Annotated in this window: 23 protein-coding genes; all 23 read right to left on the bottom strand. The window is 66.9% G+C overall.

Going from position 1 to position 13,030, the window contains the following annotated elements; all coding sequences use genetic code 11:
- Positions 1-397 precede the first annotated feature (397 nt).
- The 23 genes from rplO to ACWCO8_RS14225 all read right to left on the bottom strand — a co-directional run bounded on the left by rplO (position 398) and on the right by ACWCO8_RS14225 (position 12,978).
- A complete protein-coding gene (gene rplO, locus ACWCO8_RS14335) occupies positions 398-853 on the bottom strand; it encodes a 50S ribosomal protein L15 (RefSeq protein ID WP_362013650.1) in 456 nt (151 codons plus the stop codon).
- Between the two features lies 1 nt (position 854).
- A complete protein-coding gene (gene rpmD, locus ACWCO8_RS14330; protein WP_005313525.1) occupies positions 855-1,037 on the bottom strand; it encodes a 50S ribosomal protein L30 in 183 nt (60 codons plus the stop codon).
- Entirely contained in the window at positions 1,037-1,639 is a 603-nt protein-coding gene (rpsE, locus tag ACWCO8_RS14325; RefSeq protein WP_017239585.1) for a 30S ribosomal protein S5, read from the bottom strand. The genes rpmD and rpsE overlap by 1 nt, the downstream gene beginning before the upstream one ends.
- 45 nt (positions 1,640-1,684) lie before the next feature.
- A complete protein-coding gene (rplR, locus tag ACWCO8_RS14320; protein WP_351793016.1) occupies positions 1,685-2,068 on the bottom strand; it encodes a 50S ribosomal protein L18 in 384 nt (127 codons plus the stop codon).
- Between the two features lie 3 nt (positions 2,069-2,071).
- Positions 2,072-2,611: a 50S ribosomal protein L6 gene (gene rplF, locus ACWCO8_RS14315; RefSeq protein WP_362013648.1), complete on the bottom strand. Its 540-nt coding sequence runs from the start codon at positions 2,609-2,611 to the stop codon at positions 2,072-2,074.
- Positions 2,612-2,632: 21 nt separating this feature from the next.
- Positions 2,633-3,031 (bottom strand): 30S ribosomal protein S8, encoded by a 399-nt coding sequence (gene rpsH / locus ACWCO8_RS14310; protein WP_030209003.1) that lies wholly within the window; start codon positions 3,029-3,031, stop codon positions 2,633-2,635.
- Positions 3,032-3,242: 211 nt separating this feature from the next.
- Positions 3,243-3,428, bottom strand: coding sequence for a type Z 30S ribosomal protein S14 (locus tag ACWCO8_RS14305; protein WP_003948630.1), 186 nt, complete (start codon positions 3,426-3,428; stop codon positions 3,243-3,245).
- A gap of 5 nt (positions 3,429-3,433) precedes the next feature.
- Positions 3,434-3,991, bottom strand: coding sequence for a 50S ribosomal protein L5 (gene rplE / locus ACWCO8_RS14300; RefSeq protein ID WP_260229393.1), 558 nt, complete (start codon positions 3,989-3,991; stop codon positions 3,434-3,436).
- Entirely contained in the window at positions 3,991-4,302 is a 312-nt protein-coding gene (gene rplX / locus ACWCO8_RS14295) for a 50S ribosomal protein L24 (RefSeq protein WP_015035583.1), read from the bottom strand. The genes rplE and rplX overlap by 1 nt, the downstream gene beginning before the upstream one ends.
- Before the next feature lie 2 nt (positions 4,303-4,304).
- Positions 4,305-4,673, bottom strand: a complete 369-nt coding sequence (gene rplN, locus ACWCO8_RS14290) for a 50S ribosomal protein L14 (protein ID WP_003956455.1) — start codon at positions 4,671-4,673, stop codon at positions 4,305-4,307.
- Between the two features lie 109 nt (positions 4,674-4,782).
- Positions 4,783-5,064, bottom strand: a complete 282-nt coding sequence (gene rpsQ, locus ACWCO8_RS14285) for a 30S ribosomal protein S17 (protein WP_362013647.1) — start codon at positions 5,062-5,064, stop codon at positions 4,783-4,785.
- On the bottom strand, positions 5,064-5,288 hold the full coding sequence (gene rpmC, locus ACWCO8_RS14280) for a 50S ribosomal protein L29 (protein ID WP_361445390.1): 225 nt from the start codon (positions 5,286-5,288) through the stop codon (positions 5,064-5,066). Before rpmC ends, rpsQ begins: the two co-directional genes overlap by 1 nt.
- On the bottom strand, positions 5,288-5,707 hold the full coding sequence (gene rplP, locus ACWCO8_RS14275) for a 50S ribosomal protein L16 (RefSeq protein WP_015035580.1): 420 nt from the start codon (positions 5,705-5,707) through the stop codon (positions 5,288-5,290). The genes rpmC and rplP overlap by 1 nt, the downstream gene beginning before the upstream one ends.
- Before the next feature lie 5 nt (positions 5,708-5,712).
- Positions 5,713-6,546 carry a 30S ribosomal protein S3 gene (gene rpsC, locus ACWCO8_RS14270; protein WP_356886096.1) on the bottom strand — a complete coding sequence of 278 codons (834 nt, stop codon included), beginning with the start codon at positions 6,544-6,546 and terminating at the stop codon, positions 5,713-5,715.
- Positions 6,546-6,893 (bottom strand): 50S ribosomal protein L22, encoded by a 348-nt coding sequence (rplV, locus tag ACWCO8_RS14265; protein ID WP_041662774.1) that lies wholly within the window; start codon positions 6,891-6,893, stop codon positions 6,546-6,548. Before rplV ends, rpsC begins: the two co-directional genes overlap by 1 nt.
- 42 nt (positions 6,894-6,935) lie before the next feature.
- Positions 6,936-7,217, bottom strand: a complete 282-nt coding sequence (rpsS, locus tag ACWCO8_RS14260) for a 30S ribosomal protein S19 (protein ID WP_015035577.1) — start codon at positions 7,215-7,217, stop codon at positions 6,936-6,938.
- Between the two features lie 12 nt (positions 7,218-7,229).
- Positions 7,230-8,066, bottom strand: a complete 837-nt coding sequence (gene rplB, locus ACWCO8_RS14255) for a 50S ribosomal protein L2 (protein WP_362013644.1) — start codon at positions 8,064-8,066, stop codon at positions 7,230-7,232.
- A gap of 39 nt (positions 8,067-8,105) precedes the next feature.
- Positions 8,106-8,429, bottom strand: a complete 324-nt coding sequence (gene rplW, locus ACWCO8_RS14250; protein WP_352188385.1) for a 50S ribosomal protein L23 — start codon at positions 8,427-8,429, stop codon at positions 8,106-8,108.
- Positions 8,429-9,079: a 50S ribosomal protein L4 gene (rplD, locus tag ACWCO8_RS14245; RefSeq protein ID WP_362013643.1), complete on the bottom strand. Its 651-nt coding sequence runs from the start codon at positions 9,077-9,079 to the stop codon at positions 8,429-8,431. Before rplD ends, rplW begins: the two co-directional genes overlap by 1 nt.
- A 4-nt stretch (positions 9,080-9,083) precedes the next feature.
- A complete protein-coding gene (rplC, locus tag ACWCO8_RS14240; RefSeq protein ID WP_361965481.1) occupies positions 9,084-9,728 on the bottom strand; it encodes a 50S ribosomal protein L3 in 645 nt (214 codons plus the stop codon).
- A gap of 13 nt (positions 9,729-9,741) precedes the next feature.
- Complete coding sequence (gene rpsJ / locus ACWCO8_RS14235) at positions 9,742-10,050, bottom strand: 30S ribosomal protein S10 (protein ID WP_003948644.1); 309 nt, start codon at positions 10,048-10,050, stop codon at positions 9,742-9,744.
- Positions 10,051-10,541: 491 nt separating this feature from the next.
- Positions 10,542-11,261, bottom strand: a complete 720-nt coding sequence (locus ACWCO8_RS14230; RefSeq protein ID WP_451032468.1) for a YoaK family protein — start codon at positions 11,259-11,261, stop codon at positions 10,542-10,544.
- Between the two features lie 685 nt (positions 11,262-11,946).
- Positions 11,947-12,978 (bottom strand): SGNH/GDSL hydrolase family protein, encoded by a 1,032-nt coding sequence (locus ACWCO8_RS14225; protein ID WP_451032467.1) that lies wholly within the window; start codon positions 12,976-12,978, stop codon positions 11,947-11,949.
- Between the last annotated feature and the right edge of the window lie 52 nt (positions 12,979-13,030).

Here is a 13,030-nt window from a genome sequence, read left to right as displayed (position 1 = left end):
GTTTGAATGTGAGCAATTACAGAACACGGCAGCCGCACGCCACAAGCGCAGACTGCCGGGGAAGCTAACAGCCGCTACCATACCCGCCCCTACAGCCAGCGGGAAACGTCTCCCAGGCACGTCAACCCGGTATCGGCCACCGTTCGAGCGGATCGTGCCCCCAGGGCCGGGTACGGGAGTCCCGTACGGCCGTTGACATGCCCTCAGGGGCCCGGACGGCGCGGTGGGTCGGCGTAGGGGCTACGAAGGGGCGGCAACCCGGACGAACGACCTCACGACGGCGGACCGAGCGGCCGCCACGGCCCCCGTCACACGGAAGGCCCACCCCGGACGCACAGAAGCCCGGCCGGCTCCCCCGAGGGGGAACCGGCCGGGCTCCGTGCTGTCAGGCCGAGACTCAGACGAGCTCGGTGACGGTGCCACCAGCGGCGGCGATCTTCTCCTTGGCGGAGCCGGAGACGGCGTCAACCGAAACCTGCAGCGCCACGGTGATCTCGCCGGTGCCGAGCACCTTGACGAGCTGGTTCTTGCGAACCGCACCCTTGGCGACCAGATCGGCCACCGTGACCTCGCCACCCTGCGGGTAGAGCGCGGCCAGCTTGTCCAGGTTCACGACCTGGAACTCGGTGCGGAACGGGTTCTTGAAGCCCTTGAGCTTCGGCAGACGCATGTGGAGGGGCATCTGCCCACCCTCGAAGCGCTGCGGAACCTGGTAACGGGCCTTCGTGCCCTTGGTACCACGACCGGCCGTCTTACCCTTCGACGCCTCACCACGACCCACACGGGTCTTGGCGGTCTTGGCGCCCGGGGCGGGACGGAGGTTGTGGACCTTCAGCGGGTTGTTCTCCGCCATGTCAGTCGACCTCCTCGACCGTCACGAGGTGGCGGACGGTGTGCACCATTCCGCGGAACTCGGGGCGGTCCTCCTTGACGACCACGTCGTTCAGGCGCTTGAGCCCGAGCGAACGCAGGGTGTCGCGGTGGTTCTGCTTGCTACCGATGTACGACTTCGTCTGCGTGATCTTGAGACGGGCCATTACGCACCCGCTCCCGCACGTGCACGAAGCAGAGCCGCGGGGGCGACGTCCTCGAGCGGCAGACCACGGCGAGCCGCGATCTCCTCGGGACGCTGCAGGCCCTTGAGGGCCGCCACGGTCGCGTGCACGATGTTGATCGCGTTGTCGGAGCCGAGCGACTTCGACAGGATGTCGTGAACGCCGGCGCACTCCAGAACGGCGCGCACCGGGCCACCGGCGATAACACCGGTACCGGGGGAAGCAGGCTTCAGCAGGACAACGCCGGCCGCCTTCTCGCCCTGGATCGGGTGCGGGATGGTGCCCTGGATGCGGGGAACCTTGAAGAAGTTCTTCTTGGCTTCCTCGACACCCTTGGCGATGGCCGCGGGAACTTCCTTGGCCTTGCCGTAACCGACACCTACGGTGCCGTCACCGTCGCCCACCACGACCAGCGCGGTGAAGCTGAAGCGACGACCACCCTTGACAACCTTGGCGACGCGGTTGATCGCGACAACGCGCTCAACGTACGCGGTCTTCTCGGCGGCAGCGCCACCGTCGCGGCCCTTCCGGTCCCGCCGCTCGCCGCCACCGGCACCGCTTCCGCGGCGCTGGGGTCCAGCCATTGGATTACCTCTCTCTGTTACGTCCGTTAGTCCCGGAACCGGGGCTTAGAACTTCAGCCCGGCTTCGCGGGCGGCGTCAGCCAGAGCGGCAATGCGCCCGGCGTACCTGTTGCCACCACGGTCGAACACGACAGTCTCGACACCCGCGGCCTTGGCGCGCTCGGCGACAAGAGCGCCGACCTGCTTGGCCTGGGCCGACTTGTCACCCTCGCCACCGCGGATCGACGCGTCCAGGTTCGACGCGGACGCAAGGGTGTGACCCTTGAGGTCGTCGATGACCTGAGCGGTGATACCGCGGTTGGAACGCGTCACGACGAGGCGCGGACGCTCCGCCGTACCCGACACGTTCTTGCGGATGCGGATGTGGCGGCGAGCCTTGGCCGCACGCTTGTAAGCGTCGCCCTTGGCGATCTTCACACCGTATGCCATGGCTTACTTACCAGCCTTTCCGACCTTGCGGCGGATGACCTCGCCGGCGTACTTGACGCCCTTGGCCTTGTACGGGTCGGGCTTCCGCAGCTTGCGGATGTTCGCCGCGACCTCGCCGACCTTCTGCTTGTCGATGCCCTCGACCGAGAACTTGGTCGGGGACTCGACCTTGAACGAGATGCCCTCGGGCGCCTCGACCAGGATCGGGTGGCTGTAGCCGAGCTGGAACTCCAGGTTGGAGCCCTTCGCGGCAACGCGGTAACCGACACCGCTGATCTCGAGCGCCTTCACGTAACCCTGGGTCACACCGGTGATCATGTTGGCCACCAGCGTGCGGGACAGGCCGTGAAGGGCCTTGTTCTGACGCTCGTCGTTCGGGCGGGTGACGTTCAGAACGCCGTCCTCACCCTTCACGATCTCGATCGGCGCGGCAACGGTGTGGCTCAGGGTGCCCTTGGAACCCTTCACCGTGACCGAGCGGCCCTCGATGGTGACGTCCACGCCGGCGGGAACCTGGATAGGCAGCTTGCCAATACGCGACATTAGCTATTCCTCCGTTCCCGACTACCAGACGTAGGCGAGGACTTCCCCACCTACGCCCTTCTTGCCTGCCTGCTGGCCGGTCAGGAGACCGTGGGACGTGGAGATGATCGCCACGCCCAGGCCGCCGAGAACCTTCGGCAGGTTGGTGGACTTCGCGTAAACCCGGAGGCCCGGCTTCGAGATCCGCTTGATGCCCGCGATGGAGCGCTCACGGTTCGGACCGAACTTGAGCTCGAGAACGAGGTTCTTGCCGACCTCGGCGTCCTCGACCTTCCAGCCCGTGATGAAGCCCTCCTGCTGGAGGATTTCCGCGATGTGAGACTTGATCTTGCTGTGCGGCATCGTCACGGTGTCGTGGTACGCCGAGTTCGCGTTACGCAGACGCGTGAGCATGTCTGCGATGGGATCAGTCATGGTCATGAATTGGCCTTCGGCCTCTCTCGCCGGGGTTTCCTGTATGCGCCATCCCTCTCCCCACACAGGGGCGGGACGGGTGCGGCGCGGGGACCTACGGCGTAGTAAGTCGTACGGGCGGCGGACGCCCAACCCTCCTAGCCTAAGCCATGGAGAGGTGGGCCTCCGCCAACCCTCTGCTTACCGAGAGACTCCGGTCATCCCTGAATTACAGGGATTACCAGGAGCTCTTGGTCACGCCCGGCAGCTCGCCACGGTGAGCCATCTCACGAAGGCACACGCGGCACAGGCCGAACTTGCGGTACACGGAGTGGGGACGACCACAGCGCTGGCAGCGCGTGTAGCCACGCACGCCGAACTTGGGCTTGCGGGCAGCCTTCGCGATGAGAGCCTTCTTCGCCATCTCGCTTACGCCTCCTTGAAGGGGAAGCCGAGGTGACGGAGAAGGGCGCGGCCCTCAGCGTCGTTGGTCGCCGTGGTGACCACGGTGATGTCCATACCCCGGACACGGTCGATCTTGTCCTGGTCGATCTCGTGGAACATGACCTGCTCCGTGAGACCGAAGGTGTAGTTGCCACGGCCGTCGAACTGCTTGGGGGACAGACCACGGAAGTCGCGGATGCGCGGAAGCGCGAGCGACAGGGTGCGGTCCAGGAACTCCCACATGCGGTCGCCACGGAGGGTGACGTGGGCACCGATCGGCTGGCCCTCACGCAGCTTGAACTGCGCGATGGACTTGCGGGCCTTGGTGACGGCCGGCTTCTGGCCGGTGATCGTGGTGAGGTCGCGGATGGCGCCCTCGATCAGCTTGGAGTCGCGGGCGGCGTCGCCCACACCCATGTTGACCACGACCTTGACGAGGCCGGGGATCTGCATGACGTTCTCGTACGAGAACTCCTCACGCAGCTTGCCCGCGATCTCCTCGCGGTACTTCGTCTTGAGACGCGGAGTGGTGGTGGTAGCCATCAGATGTCCTCACCCGTCCGCTTGGCAACGCGGATCTTGTTGCCCTCGTCGTCGAAGCGGTAACCGACGCGCGTGACGACCTTCTTGCCGTCCTTCTCAACGACCAGCTGGACGTTGGAGACGTGGACGGGCGCCTCGGTCGTGACGATGCCACCGGCCTGCGAGGGGCCGGCCTTGGTGTGCTTCTTGACCCGGTTGACACCCTCGACCAGGACGCGGTTCTCGCGGGGGAAGGCCGTGATGACCTTGCCCTGCTTGCCCTTGTCCTTACCGGTGATGACCTGGACCAGGTCGCCCTTCTTGATCTTCATGCTTACAGCACCTCCGGCGCGAGCGAGATGATCTTCATGAACTTCTTCTCGCGCAGCTCACGGCCGACCGGGCCGAAGATACGGGTGCCGCGAGGGTCGCCGTCGTTCTTGAGAATGACAGCGGCGTTCTCGTCGAAGCGGATGTACGAGCCGTCCTGGCGGCGGCGCTCCTTGACGGTGCGAACGATGACCGCCTTGACGACGTCACCCTTCTTCACGTTGCCACCGGGGATCGCGTCCTTGACGGTGGCGACGATGACGTCACCGATGCCCGCGTAGCGGCGACCGGAACCACCGAGAACACGGATGCAAAGGATCTCCTTGGCACCAGTGTTGTCGGCGACACGCAGTCGCGACTCCTGCTGGATCACGTCTATCTCCTGATTGTCTGCCGGTTCCCGGCGGGGGCCGTCCTCTTTCGAGGCGTGGCCCCCACCGAGCCTGGCGGAACGAAACTCGAAGGGTTACCCCTTCAAGTAATTACTTGGCCTTCTCGAGGATCTCGACGACGCGCCAGTGCTTCGTGGCGGACAGCTTCCGGGTCTCCATCAGGAGGACACGGTCGCCGATGCCGGCAGCGTTGGTCTCGTCGTGAGCCTTGAGCTTGTTCGTACGGCGGATGACCTTGCCGTACAGCGCGTGCTTGACGCGGTCCTCGACAGCGACGACGACGGTCTTGTCCATCTTGTCGCTGACGACGAGGCCCTCGCGGACCTTGCGGGCGTTGCGCTCGCTGTTCTCAGTCACGTTGCTCTCGCTCATCAGGCGTTCTCCACCGTCTCGATGCCCAGCTCGCGCTCACGCATCAGGGTGTAGATCCGGGCGATGTCCTTACGGACGGACTTGAGCCGACCGTGGTTCTCGAGCTGGCCCGTCGCCGCCTGGAAGCGGAGGTTGAACAGCTCTTCCTTGGCCTCGCGGAGCTTGGCGACAAGCTCCTCGTTGCCCAGCTCGCGCAGCTCGGACGCCTTCGTACCGGCGGTCATCACAGCTCACCTGCTTCGCGCTTAACGATCTTGCACTTCATCGGCAGCTTGTGGGCCGCACGGGTCAGGGCCTCGCGCGCGATCTTCTCGTTCGGGTAGGACAGCTCGAACATCACCCGACCGGGCTTGACGTTCGCGATCCACCACTCCGGCGAACCCTTACCGGAACCCATGCGGGTCTCGGCAGGCTTCTTGGTCAGCGGACGGTCCGGGTAGATGTTGATCCAGACCTTGCCGCCACGCTTGATGTGGCGGGTCATCGCGATACGAGCCGCCTCGATCTGGCGGTTGGTCACGTACGCCGGAGTGAGGGCCTGAATGCCGTACTCGCCGAACGCAACCTGCGTACCACCCTTGGACATACCGCTGCGCTTCGGGTGGTGCTGCTTGCGGTGCTTGACCCTACGGGGGATCAGCATTTCGGTCAGGCCTCCGTTCCGGTGCTCTCAGCCGGAGCAGCGGCGGCAGCCTCGGCCTTGGGGGCCTCGGCGGCGGGAGCCGACTGCTGCGGCTTGCGGCCGCGACCGCCACGCTCGCCACCACGGCCACCACGGCCGGCGGGGCGCTCAGCGCCACCGCGGGCCGGACGGTTGCCGGCGCGGGCAGCGGCGTTCTCGGCGCGGACCTCGGCGATGTTCTTGACGTCGCCCTTGTAGATCCAGACCTTCACGCCGATGCGGCCGAAGGTCGTCTTGGCCTCGAAGAAGCCGTAGTCGACGTTCGCACGGAGGGTGTGCAGGGGCACGCGGCCCTCGCGGTAGAACTCCGAGCGGGACATCTCGGCGCCGCCGAGGCGACCGCCGCACTGGATCTTGATGCCCTTGGCGCCGGCCTTCATCGTGCCCTGCATGCTCTTACGCATGGCGCGACGGAAGGAGACGCGGGAGGAGAGCTGCTCGGCAACGGCCTGAGCAACCAGCTGAGCGTCCATCTCGGGGTTCTTGACCTCGAGGATGTTCAGCTGGACCTGCTTGCCCGTGAGCTTCTCGAGGTCGCCGCGGATGCGGTCGGCCTCGGCGCCACGGCGGCCGATGACGATGCCCGGACGCGCGGTGTGGATGTCCACCCGCACGCGGTCACGGGTGCGCTCGATCTCAACCTTCGAGATGCCGGCGCGCTCCATGCCGGACGTCATCATCCGACGGATGGCGACGTCTTCCTTGACGTAGTCCTTGTACAGCTTGTCGGCGTACCAACGGGACTTGAAGTCCGTGGTGATGCCGAGCCGGAACCCATGCGGGTTAACCTTCTGGCCCATTACCGGGTTCCTTCCTTGCTGCTGACGACCACGGTGATGTGGCTGGTCCGCTTACGGATCCGGTAGGCACGGCCCTGAGCACGCGGACGGAACCGCTTCAGGGTCGGGCCCTCATCCACGAACGCCTCGCTGATGTACAGCGAAGAGGCGTCACTGTGGTCGTAGTTGTGCGCGGCGTTGGCGATGGCGCTGTCAAGCACCTTGCCGACCGGCACGCTCGCGGCCTGCGGGGCGAAACGCAGGACCGCCTGAGCCTCCGTGGCATCCATGCCACGGATAAGGTCCACCACGCGGCGGGCCTTCATGGGCGTAACGCGGATGTACCGCGCCTGGGCCCTGGCTTCCATGGTTGTCCTTCCAGTGTCTGTCATGGTCATTCCACCCCGCTACTAGCGGCGCTTCGACTTCCGGTCGTCCTTGACGTGACCCCGGAAGGTGCGCGTCGGCGAGAACTCGCCGAGCTTGTGGCCGACCATCGACTCGGTGACAAACACCGGAATGTGGGTCTTGCCGTTGTGCACCGCGATCGTGTGGCCGAGCATGGCCGGGATGATCATCGAGCGACGGGACCAGGTCTTGATGACGTTCTTGGTACCGGCTTCGTTCTGAGCGTCCACCTTCTTTACGAGGTGGCCGTCAACGAAGGGTCCCTTCTTGAGACTGCGCGGCATCTAAACCCGCTCCTAGCGCTTCTTGTTCGTCTTGCGGCGGCGGACGATGTACTTGTCGCTGGCCTTGTTACGGTCGCGAGTACGCATTTCCTTCTTGCCCCACGGGGACACAGGGTGACGACCACCGCTGGTCTTGCCCTCACCACCACCGTGCGGGTGGTCAACCGGGTTCATCGCGACACCACGGACGGTCGGGCGAACGCCCTTCCACCGCATACGGCCGGCCTTGCCCCAGTTGATGTTCGACTGCTCGGCGTTGCCGACCTCACCGACGGTCGCGCGGCAGCGCGCGTCGACCAGGCGGATCTCACCGGAAGGCATACGAAGGTGGGCCATCGTGCCCTCCTTCGCGAGCAGCTGCACCGAGGCACCCGCGGAACGGGCGAACTTGGCGCCACCACCGGGACGGAGCTCGATCGCGTGGATCGTGGTACCGACCGGGATGTTGCGGAGCGCGAGGTTGTTGCCCGGCTTGATGTCGGCGCCAGGGCCGTTCTCAATCCGGTCACCCTGCTGCAGACCGCGCGGCGCGATGATGTAGCGCTTCTCGCCGTCGGCGTAGTGCAGCAGCGCGATGCGCGCGGTGCGGTTGGGGTCGTACTCGATGTGCGCGACCTTGGCCGGCACGCCGTCCTTGTCGTGACGACGGAAGTCGATCACGCGGTAGGCGCGCTTGTGTCCACCACCCTGGTGGCGAACGGTCACACGACCGGCGTTGTTACGGCCGCCCTTGCTGTGCAGCGGGCGGACCAGCGACTTCTCCGGCGTGGACCGCGTGATCTCGACGAAGTCGGCTACGGAGGAGCCACGACGGCCCGGCGTAGTCGGCTTGTACTTGCGGATTCCCATTTCTCAGTCCTCGTCCGATTCCGGACGACTCGACCGCCGTCAGGCGGTCGGGCCGCCGAAGATGTCGATACGGTTGCCCTCGGCAAGGGTCACGATGGCGCGCTTGGTGTTGGCGCGCTTGCCGAAACCGGTGCGGGTGCGCTTGCGCTTGCCCTGACGGTTGATCGTGTTGACCCCGGTGACCTTGACCGAGAAGACCGCCTCGACGGCCTGCTTGATCTGGGTCTTGTTGGCGCCGGGCGCAACGATGAACGTGTACTTGTTCTCGTCGAGCAGCGCGTAGCTCTTCTCGGAAACAACCGGCTTGACGAGGATGTCACGCGGGTCCGTGAAGGTCTTGCTGGTGATCGTGGCCTCGGACATCAGGCCTCGCTCCCTTCGTTGTCAGCGGCCTTGGGGCCAGACACGAAGGACTCGAGGGCGGCCTGGGTGAAGACCACGTCGTCGGATCGCATCACGTCGTACGTGTTCAGCTGGCCCGGCTCCAGGATGTGCACCTGGGGCAGGTTGCGGGCGGACAGCCACGCGGCCTCGTCGGAACGCTCGACGACCAGGAGCAGGTTCTTGCGCTCCGAGATCTTGCCGAACAGCGTCTTGGCGGCCTTGGTGGAGATGTCACCCTCGACCACGCCGGAGACGACGTGGATGCGGGAGTGGTTCGCCCGGTCGGAGAGGGCACCGCGGAGGGCGGCGGCCTTCATCTTCTTGGGGGTGCGCTGCGAGTAGTCACGCGGCACGGGACCGTGCACGACGCCACCACCGGCGAACTGCGGGGCGCGGGTCGAACCCTGACGGGCGCGGCCGGTGCCCTTCTGGCGGTACGGCTTCTTGCCACCACCGCGGACCTCGCCACGCGACTTGACCTTGTGCGTGCCCTGACGGGCGGCGGCCAGCTGCGCGACGACGACCTGGTGGATCAGCGGGATGCTGATCTTGGCCTCGAAGATCTCGGCCGGGAGCTCGACGGTCCCGGTCTTGTCGCCGGAGGGCGACAGAATGTCAATGGTGCTCATATCCTCAGGCCCCCTTGGCCGCGGTGCGGACCAGGACGAGGCCGCCGTTCGGACCAGGAACCGCGCCCTTGATCAGGAGCAGGCCCTTCTCCGCGTCAACGGCGTGAACGGTCAGGTTCTGGGTGGTCACGCGCTCGTTACCCATGCGGCCGGCCATGCGCATGCCCTTGAAGACACGGCCCGGGGTGGCGCAGCCACCGATCGAACCGGGCTTGCGGTGCACGCGGTGGGCACCGTGCGAGGCCTTGCCACCACGGAAGTTGTGGCGCTTCATGACACCGGCGAAGCCCTTGCCCTTGCTCTTACCGGTGACGTCGACCTTCACACCGGCCTCGAAGACCTCGGCGGTGATCTCCTGGCCGAGCGTGTACTCGGAGGCGTCAGCGGTGCGGAGCTCCACCAGGTGGCGGCGCGGGGTGACGTCGGCCTTGGCGAAGTGGCCCTTGAGGGGCTTGTTCACCTTGCGCGGGTCGATCTCGCCGAAGGCGATCTGGACCGACTCGTAGCCGTCGATGTCGTTCGTACGCACCTGGGTCACGACATTCGGACCGGCCTTGACGACGGTCACCGGGACGACCCGGTTGTTCTCGTCCCAGACCTGCGTCATGCCGAGCTTCTCGCCCAGGATGCCCTTGATGTTCTTAGCCATCTCGCGCGTCACCTCAGAGCTTGATCTCGATGTCGACGCCCGCCGGCAGGTCGAGGCGCATGAGCGAGTCAACCGTCTTCGGCGTGGGGTCGAGGATGTCGATGAGGCGCTTGTGCGTGCGCATCTCGAAGTGCTCGCGCGAGTCCTTGTACTTGTGCGGCGACTTGATGACGCAGTACACGTTCTTCTCAGTGGGCAGCGGCACCGGGCCCGCGACCGACGCACCAGTGCGAGTCACCGTCTCGACGATCTTCTTCGCCGAGGAGTCGATGACCTCGTGGTCGTAGGCCTTGAGCCGGATGCGGATCTTCTGTCCCGCCATGGCTACTCAGTAGTCCTTTGTCTAGTTAACGCTCTGGTACTCGGGGGATCTCTTGACTCCGCCTCCGACCCACGCGGTCGGGCGTGTCGCACTCCCTCTACGCAGAAATCCCTAGGGATCTCCCAACCAAGGGGGTGCGGTTCCCATGAACCGCGAAGCCGGGGGGCAGAACACCACCCGAGCGCCTGGCCGGCACCCCGCTGACGCTTCCCGGAAGATTCCCGTACGTCCGACCCGAGGGGTCGACGAGTACTGTGGGACTCGCTTCCGGTCCTCCCGACGGGAGGCGCGCAGCATCGGCACTCAACCGAGCAACCCCGACAGTCTGCCATACGGGATGCGGGCCTGGCCAATCGAGCCCGAGAGAATACCCCGCACGTGACGCAAGTCAAACGCCGACCCTCCGAGTGGGGCGGGTCGATGCTGCTCAGGGGTCTGTGCCGTGCCGTTCGGGTGCGGTCGGGCCGCGCCGCCGCCCACTCACGCGGAGGTCATCCGGGCTCGGTCGTACGCCGCGCGGGCACCGCCCAGGACGCGAAACCGAGCAGCAGCACCAGCCCACACGGAACCCCCAGCACCACGGCCGGGCGCACCCCCTCGTGCAGCAGCCAGCCGCCGACCAGACCCCCAGCGAACATGGCGCCGATCGAGGCGAACCGCCGCCCTTCGTGCCGGGCCCCCGCTCCGATGCGCGGGTCGGCGACGTGCGGCAGACCGCCGACGAAGGCGGTCAGGGCACGGGTGGACAACGTCGTGGGCACGTCAGGGACCCGCACCCGCAGGGTGGTGATGTTACGAACCCCCATGGCGGCGGCGACGAGCGCGATCACCCCGAAATGGTGCCCGTCCACGGGCCCGGCCGGCGGCCCGTCGACCCCGCCGTGCCAGGCGACGAGCGCCCCGCCCCCCAACAGCACCCCCTCGGCGAGCAGCGCGGGAGCGAACCACCGCCGCTCACGCGCGTCCACACTCGACTCCAGCAACGACCCGAGCACCGCCCCGACCACGAACCCGGCACAGGACACCCCGGCAGCGGCCGGCGAGAGCCCGGCGGCCCCGGTGAGCGCGAACGCGAGCAGCAGCAGGTTCCCGGTCTGCATCGCGGTGAAGACCGGCCCGAGCGCGAGAAAGCTGACGGCCTCGATCATCCCGGTCGTCATCGTGAGCACAACCATGATCGAGGTGAGCACGCCCCCGGCCCTGGGCTTCATACCCGGACCCTAAAACGCGAACGATCACCCCGCCCGCCGCCGACAGGGGCGTGCGCGCTCCTCGCGGGCCGTTCCGGCGCGCCGCGCACTCCTCCGGCGACTCCGACTCCATCGCAGCCCTGGCGGGCGCCTTCGCCGGACTGCCGCGCGTGCCGACCGGCCTTCGCAGCGCGGGCTGCCTGAGCGGTCGAGGCCCTGGCGCCGGTGAGCCTCTGGTGGGGCCGCCCTCTCTCCGAGAGTCGCACCTTCCACCGCCGCATCAAGGGCGCTCCCTACGGTCGCGTCGCTCCGCGATGGCCTACGGCCACCCTTGACCCGACGCCTCCAGGCGCGAAAACACTCTCGGAGGGCGCCCCGGGGGCGTGGCCACGGGGAACGGCGGGAATCGCTCCGGCGGCGAGTCCGGCTTGCGCCCGGTGGGTGGGGGGCCGGGTATCGCTCCGGTCGGACGGGTCCCTTCCCCCAGGTGGGTGGGGGCTTGGTTTGCGGCGGGGGTGAGGGCGTCGGTGCCGGTCGACTCGGGGTGCGCGGCAGTGGGATGGGGCGGTGACGGCCCCGGCTCAGCGGCTGACGTCGGGCGGGCAGCTGGGCTTCGTGCCCGGCTGGTCATTCCGGGTGGGTGTGGGGCCGCATGGCGTAGCCCCAGGCCGGTGACCTGGGGCTACGTGTCCGTGGGCTGTGCCTGCTACCGGTTGAGGATCTCCTCGGTCTTGTCGGCCACGTGCTGGGCCTGGATGTCGCGGCCCTTCTCGTTGGGGTGTGCGTACCAGGGGAGCGTGTAGTCGCCGAGCTTGACCTGGGAGTTCTCCAGAAGGCCGCCGATACCCCGGTCGGCTCGGTCGCAGGCCGTGTTGCTGCCCGTGTGGGCGTAGAGGTCGACGAAGTCGGCGCCACCTTCGGCGTCAGTGGCGGCCTTCTTGGTGACGTCGTTCAGCCGCTTCTGGATCTGGTCCAGAACCGGCAGGGCGTCCTGTGGGATGTCGGCGAGCGGCAGCTCGGTCTGGCCGGGTGCCGGGGCCAGGCACTTGTTCGTGTCTGCGGGTACGAGCCTGGGGTAGCCGACCAGAACGCGCTTCGCGTCGGGGGCGAAGTAGGCGGTGCGGTCGAGCAGCTCCTCAAGCTCCCATCCGACCTGCTCGAACTGAGCGTCCAGCCATGCCTTTCCGTCGCCGGACGCGAAGAACTCACCGCACGTGGCGGCCGGTTGGTCCGCGTCCACCGGTTCCCCGGGCAGCAGGGCGTGCTCCTGGCCCCGGAGCTTGTCGGAACACTGCTTCAGGATGCGAGTGAAGCCCAACGTGTTGCCTCCCATACTGCCCACGGCCAGCTGGGTGTCCTGCTTGAGCGCGTCCTGCTGCGGCGGGACCTTCAGGCCGGTGCCGGGCAGCGTCTCCTGCTCTTCCCAGAAGTGCCGGATGAGTGCGCCTCCGCAGGAGACGTCCGACTGGACATCGAGGGTGATGCCCTTGTCCGCGAGGCGCCGGGTAGCCACGGCGGGGTAGTTCTGTTCCGCCTGGAAGCAGAAGGCCCTTTCGCCCTCCTGATGGAAGGGAGCGATGCCGAAGTTGGAGGTGTAGGAGTCGCCGAAGAAGACGGTCGGTACGGGATCGGTCGGTGCCGCGCCGGCATTGCCTGCCGGACCGGCGAGCGCCAGGCAGCTGCCCAGCACGGCGGCCGCAGCGACCAGCCGCCGTACCACTGAGGTCTTCGTCGTCATGGCTGTGCCCTTTCGAGCGAACGGAGTTGAGAACGCTCGGTATTCAGCCAGA

It is taken from the genome of Streptomyces sp. NPDC001927, from assembly GCF_053594455.1.
Note: the sequence above shows the minus strand (reverse complement) of the source record. Positions and strands in the feature narration are given on the sequence as shown.

Bases quoted from the DNA above. Each gene is read 5' to 3' on its own strand.
- rplO (WP_362013650.1), bottom strand. From the start codon at position 853: ATGGCGGAGAACAACCCGCTGAAGGTCCACAACCTCCGTCCCGCCCCG.
- rpmD (WP_005313525.1), bottom strand. From the start codon at position 1,037: ATGGCCCGTCTCAAGATCACGCAGACGAAGTCGTACATCGGTAGCAAG.
- rpsE (WP_017239585.1), bottom strand. From the start codon at position 1,639: ATGGCTGGACCCCAGCGCCGCGGAAGCGGTGCCGGTGGCGGCGAGCGG.
- rplR (WP_351793016.1), bottom strand. From the start codon at position 2,068: ATGGCATACGGTGTGAAGATCGCCAAGGGCGACGCTTACAAGCGTGCG.
- rplF (WP_362013648.1), bottom strand. From the start codon at position 2,611: ATGTCGCGTATTGGCAAGCTGCCTATCCAGGTTCCCGCCGGCGTGGAC.
- rpsH (WP_030209003.1), bottom strand. From the start codon at position 3,031: ATGACCATGACTGATCCCATCGCAGACATGCTCACGCGTCTGCGTAAC.
- ACWCO8_RS14305 (WP_003948630.1), bottom strand. From the start codon at position 3,428: ATGGCGAAGAAGGCTCTCATCGCGAAGGCTGCCCGCAAGCCCAAGTTC.
- rplE (WP_260229393.1), bottom strand. From the start codon at position 3,991: ATGGCTACCACCACCACTCCGCGTCTCAAGACGAAGTACCGCGAGGAG.
- rplX (WP_015035583.1), bottom strand. From the start codon at position 4,302: ATGAAGATCAAGAAGGGCGACCTGGTCCAGGTCATCACCGGTAAGGAC.
- rpsQ (WP_362013647.1), bottom strand. From the start codon at position 5,064: ATGAGCGAGAGCAACGTGACTGAGAACAGCGAGCGCAACGCCCGCAAG.
- rpmC (WP_361445390.1), bottom strand. From the start codon at position 5,288: ATGACCGCCGGTACGAAGGCGTCCGAGCTGCGCGAGCTGGGCAACGAG.
- rplP (WP_015035580.1), bottom strand. From the start codon at position 5,707: ATGCTGATCCCCCGTAGGGTCAAGCACCGCAAGCAGCACCACCCGAAG.
- rpsC (WP_356886096.1), bottom strand. From the start codon at position 6,546: ATGGGCCAGAAGGTTAACCCGCATGGGTTCCGGCTCGGCATCACCACG.
- rplV (WP_041662774.1), bottom strand. From the start codon at position 6,893: ATGGAAGCCAGGGCCCAGGCGCGGTACATCCGCGTTACGCCCATGAAG.
- rpsS (WP_015035577.1), bottom strand. From the start codon at position 7,217: ATGCCGCGCAGTCTCAAGAAGGGACCCTTCGTTGACGGCCACCTCGTA.
- rplB (WP_362013644.1), bottom strand. From the start codon at position 8,066: ATGGGAATCCGCAAGTACAAGCCGACTACGCCGGGCCGTCGTGGCTCC.
- rplW (WP_352188385.1), bottom strand. From the start codon at position 8,429: ATGTCCGAGGCCACGATCACCAGCAAGACCTTCACGGACCCGCGTGAC.
- rplD (WP_362013643.1), bottom strand. From the start codon at position 9,079: ATGAGCACCATTGACATTCTGTCGCCCTCCGGCGACAAGACCGGGACC.
- rplC (WP_361965481.1), bottom strand. From the start codon at position 9,728: ATGGCTAAGAACATCAAGGGCATCCTGGGCGAGAAGCTCGGCATGACG.
- rpsJ (WP_003948644.1), bottom strand. From the start codon at position 10,050: ATGGCGGGACAGAAGATCCGCATCCGGCTCAAGGCCTACGACCACGAG.
- ACWCO8_RS14230 (WP_451032468.1), bottom strand. From the start codon at position 11,261: ATGAAGCCCAGGGCCGGGGGCGTGCTCACCTCGATCATGGTTGTGCTC.
- ACWCO8_RS14225 (WP_451032467.1), bottom strand. From the start codon at position 12,978: ATGACGACGAAGACCTCAGTGGTACGGCGGCTGGTCGCTGCGGCCGCC.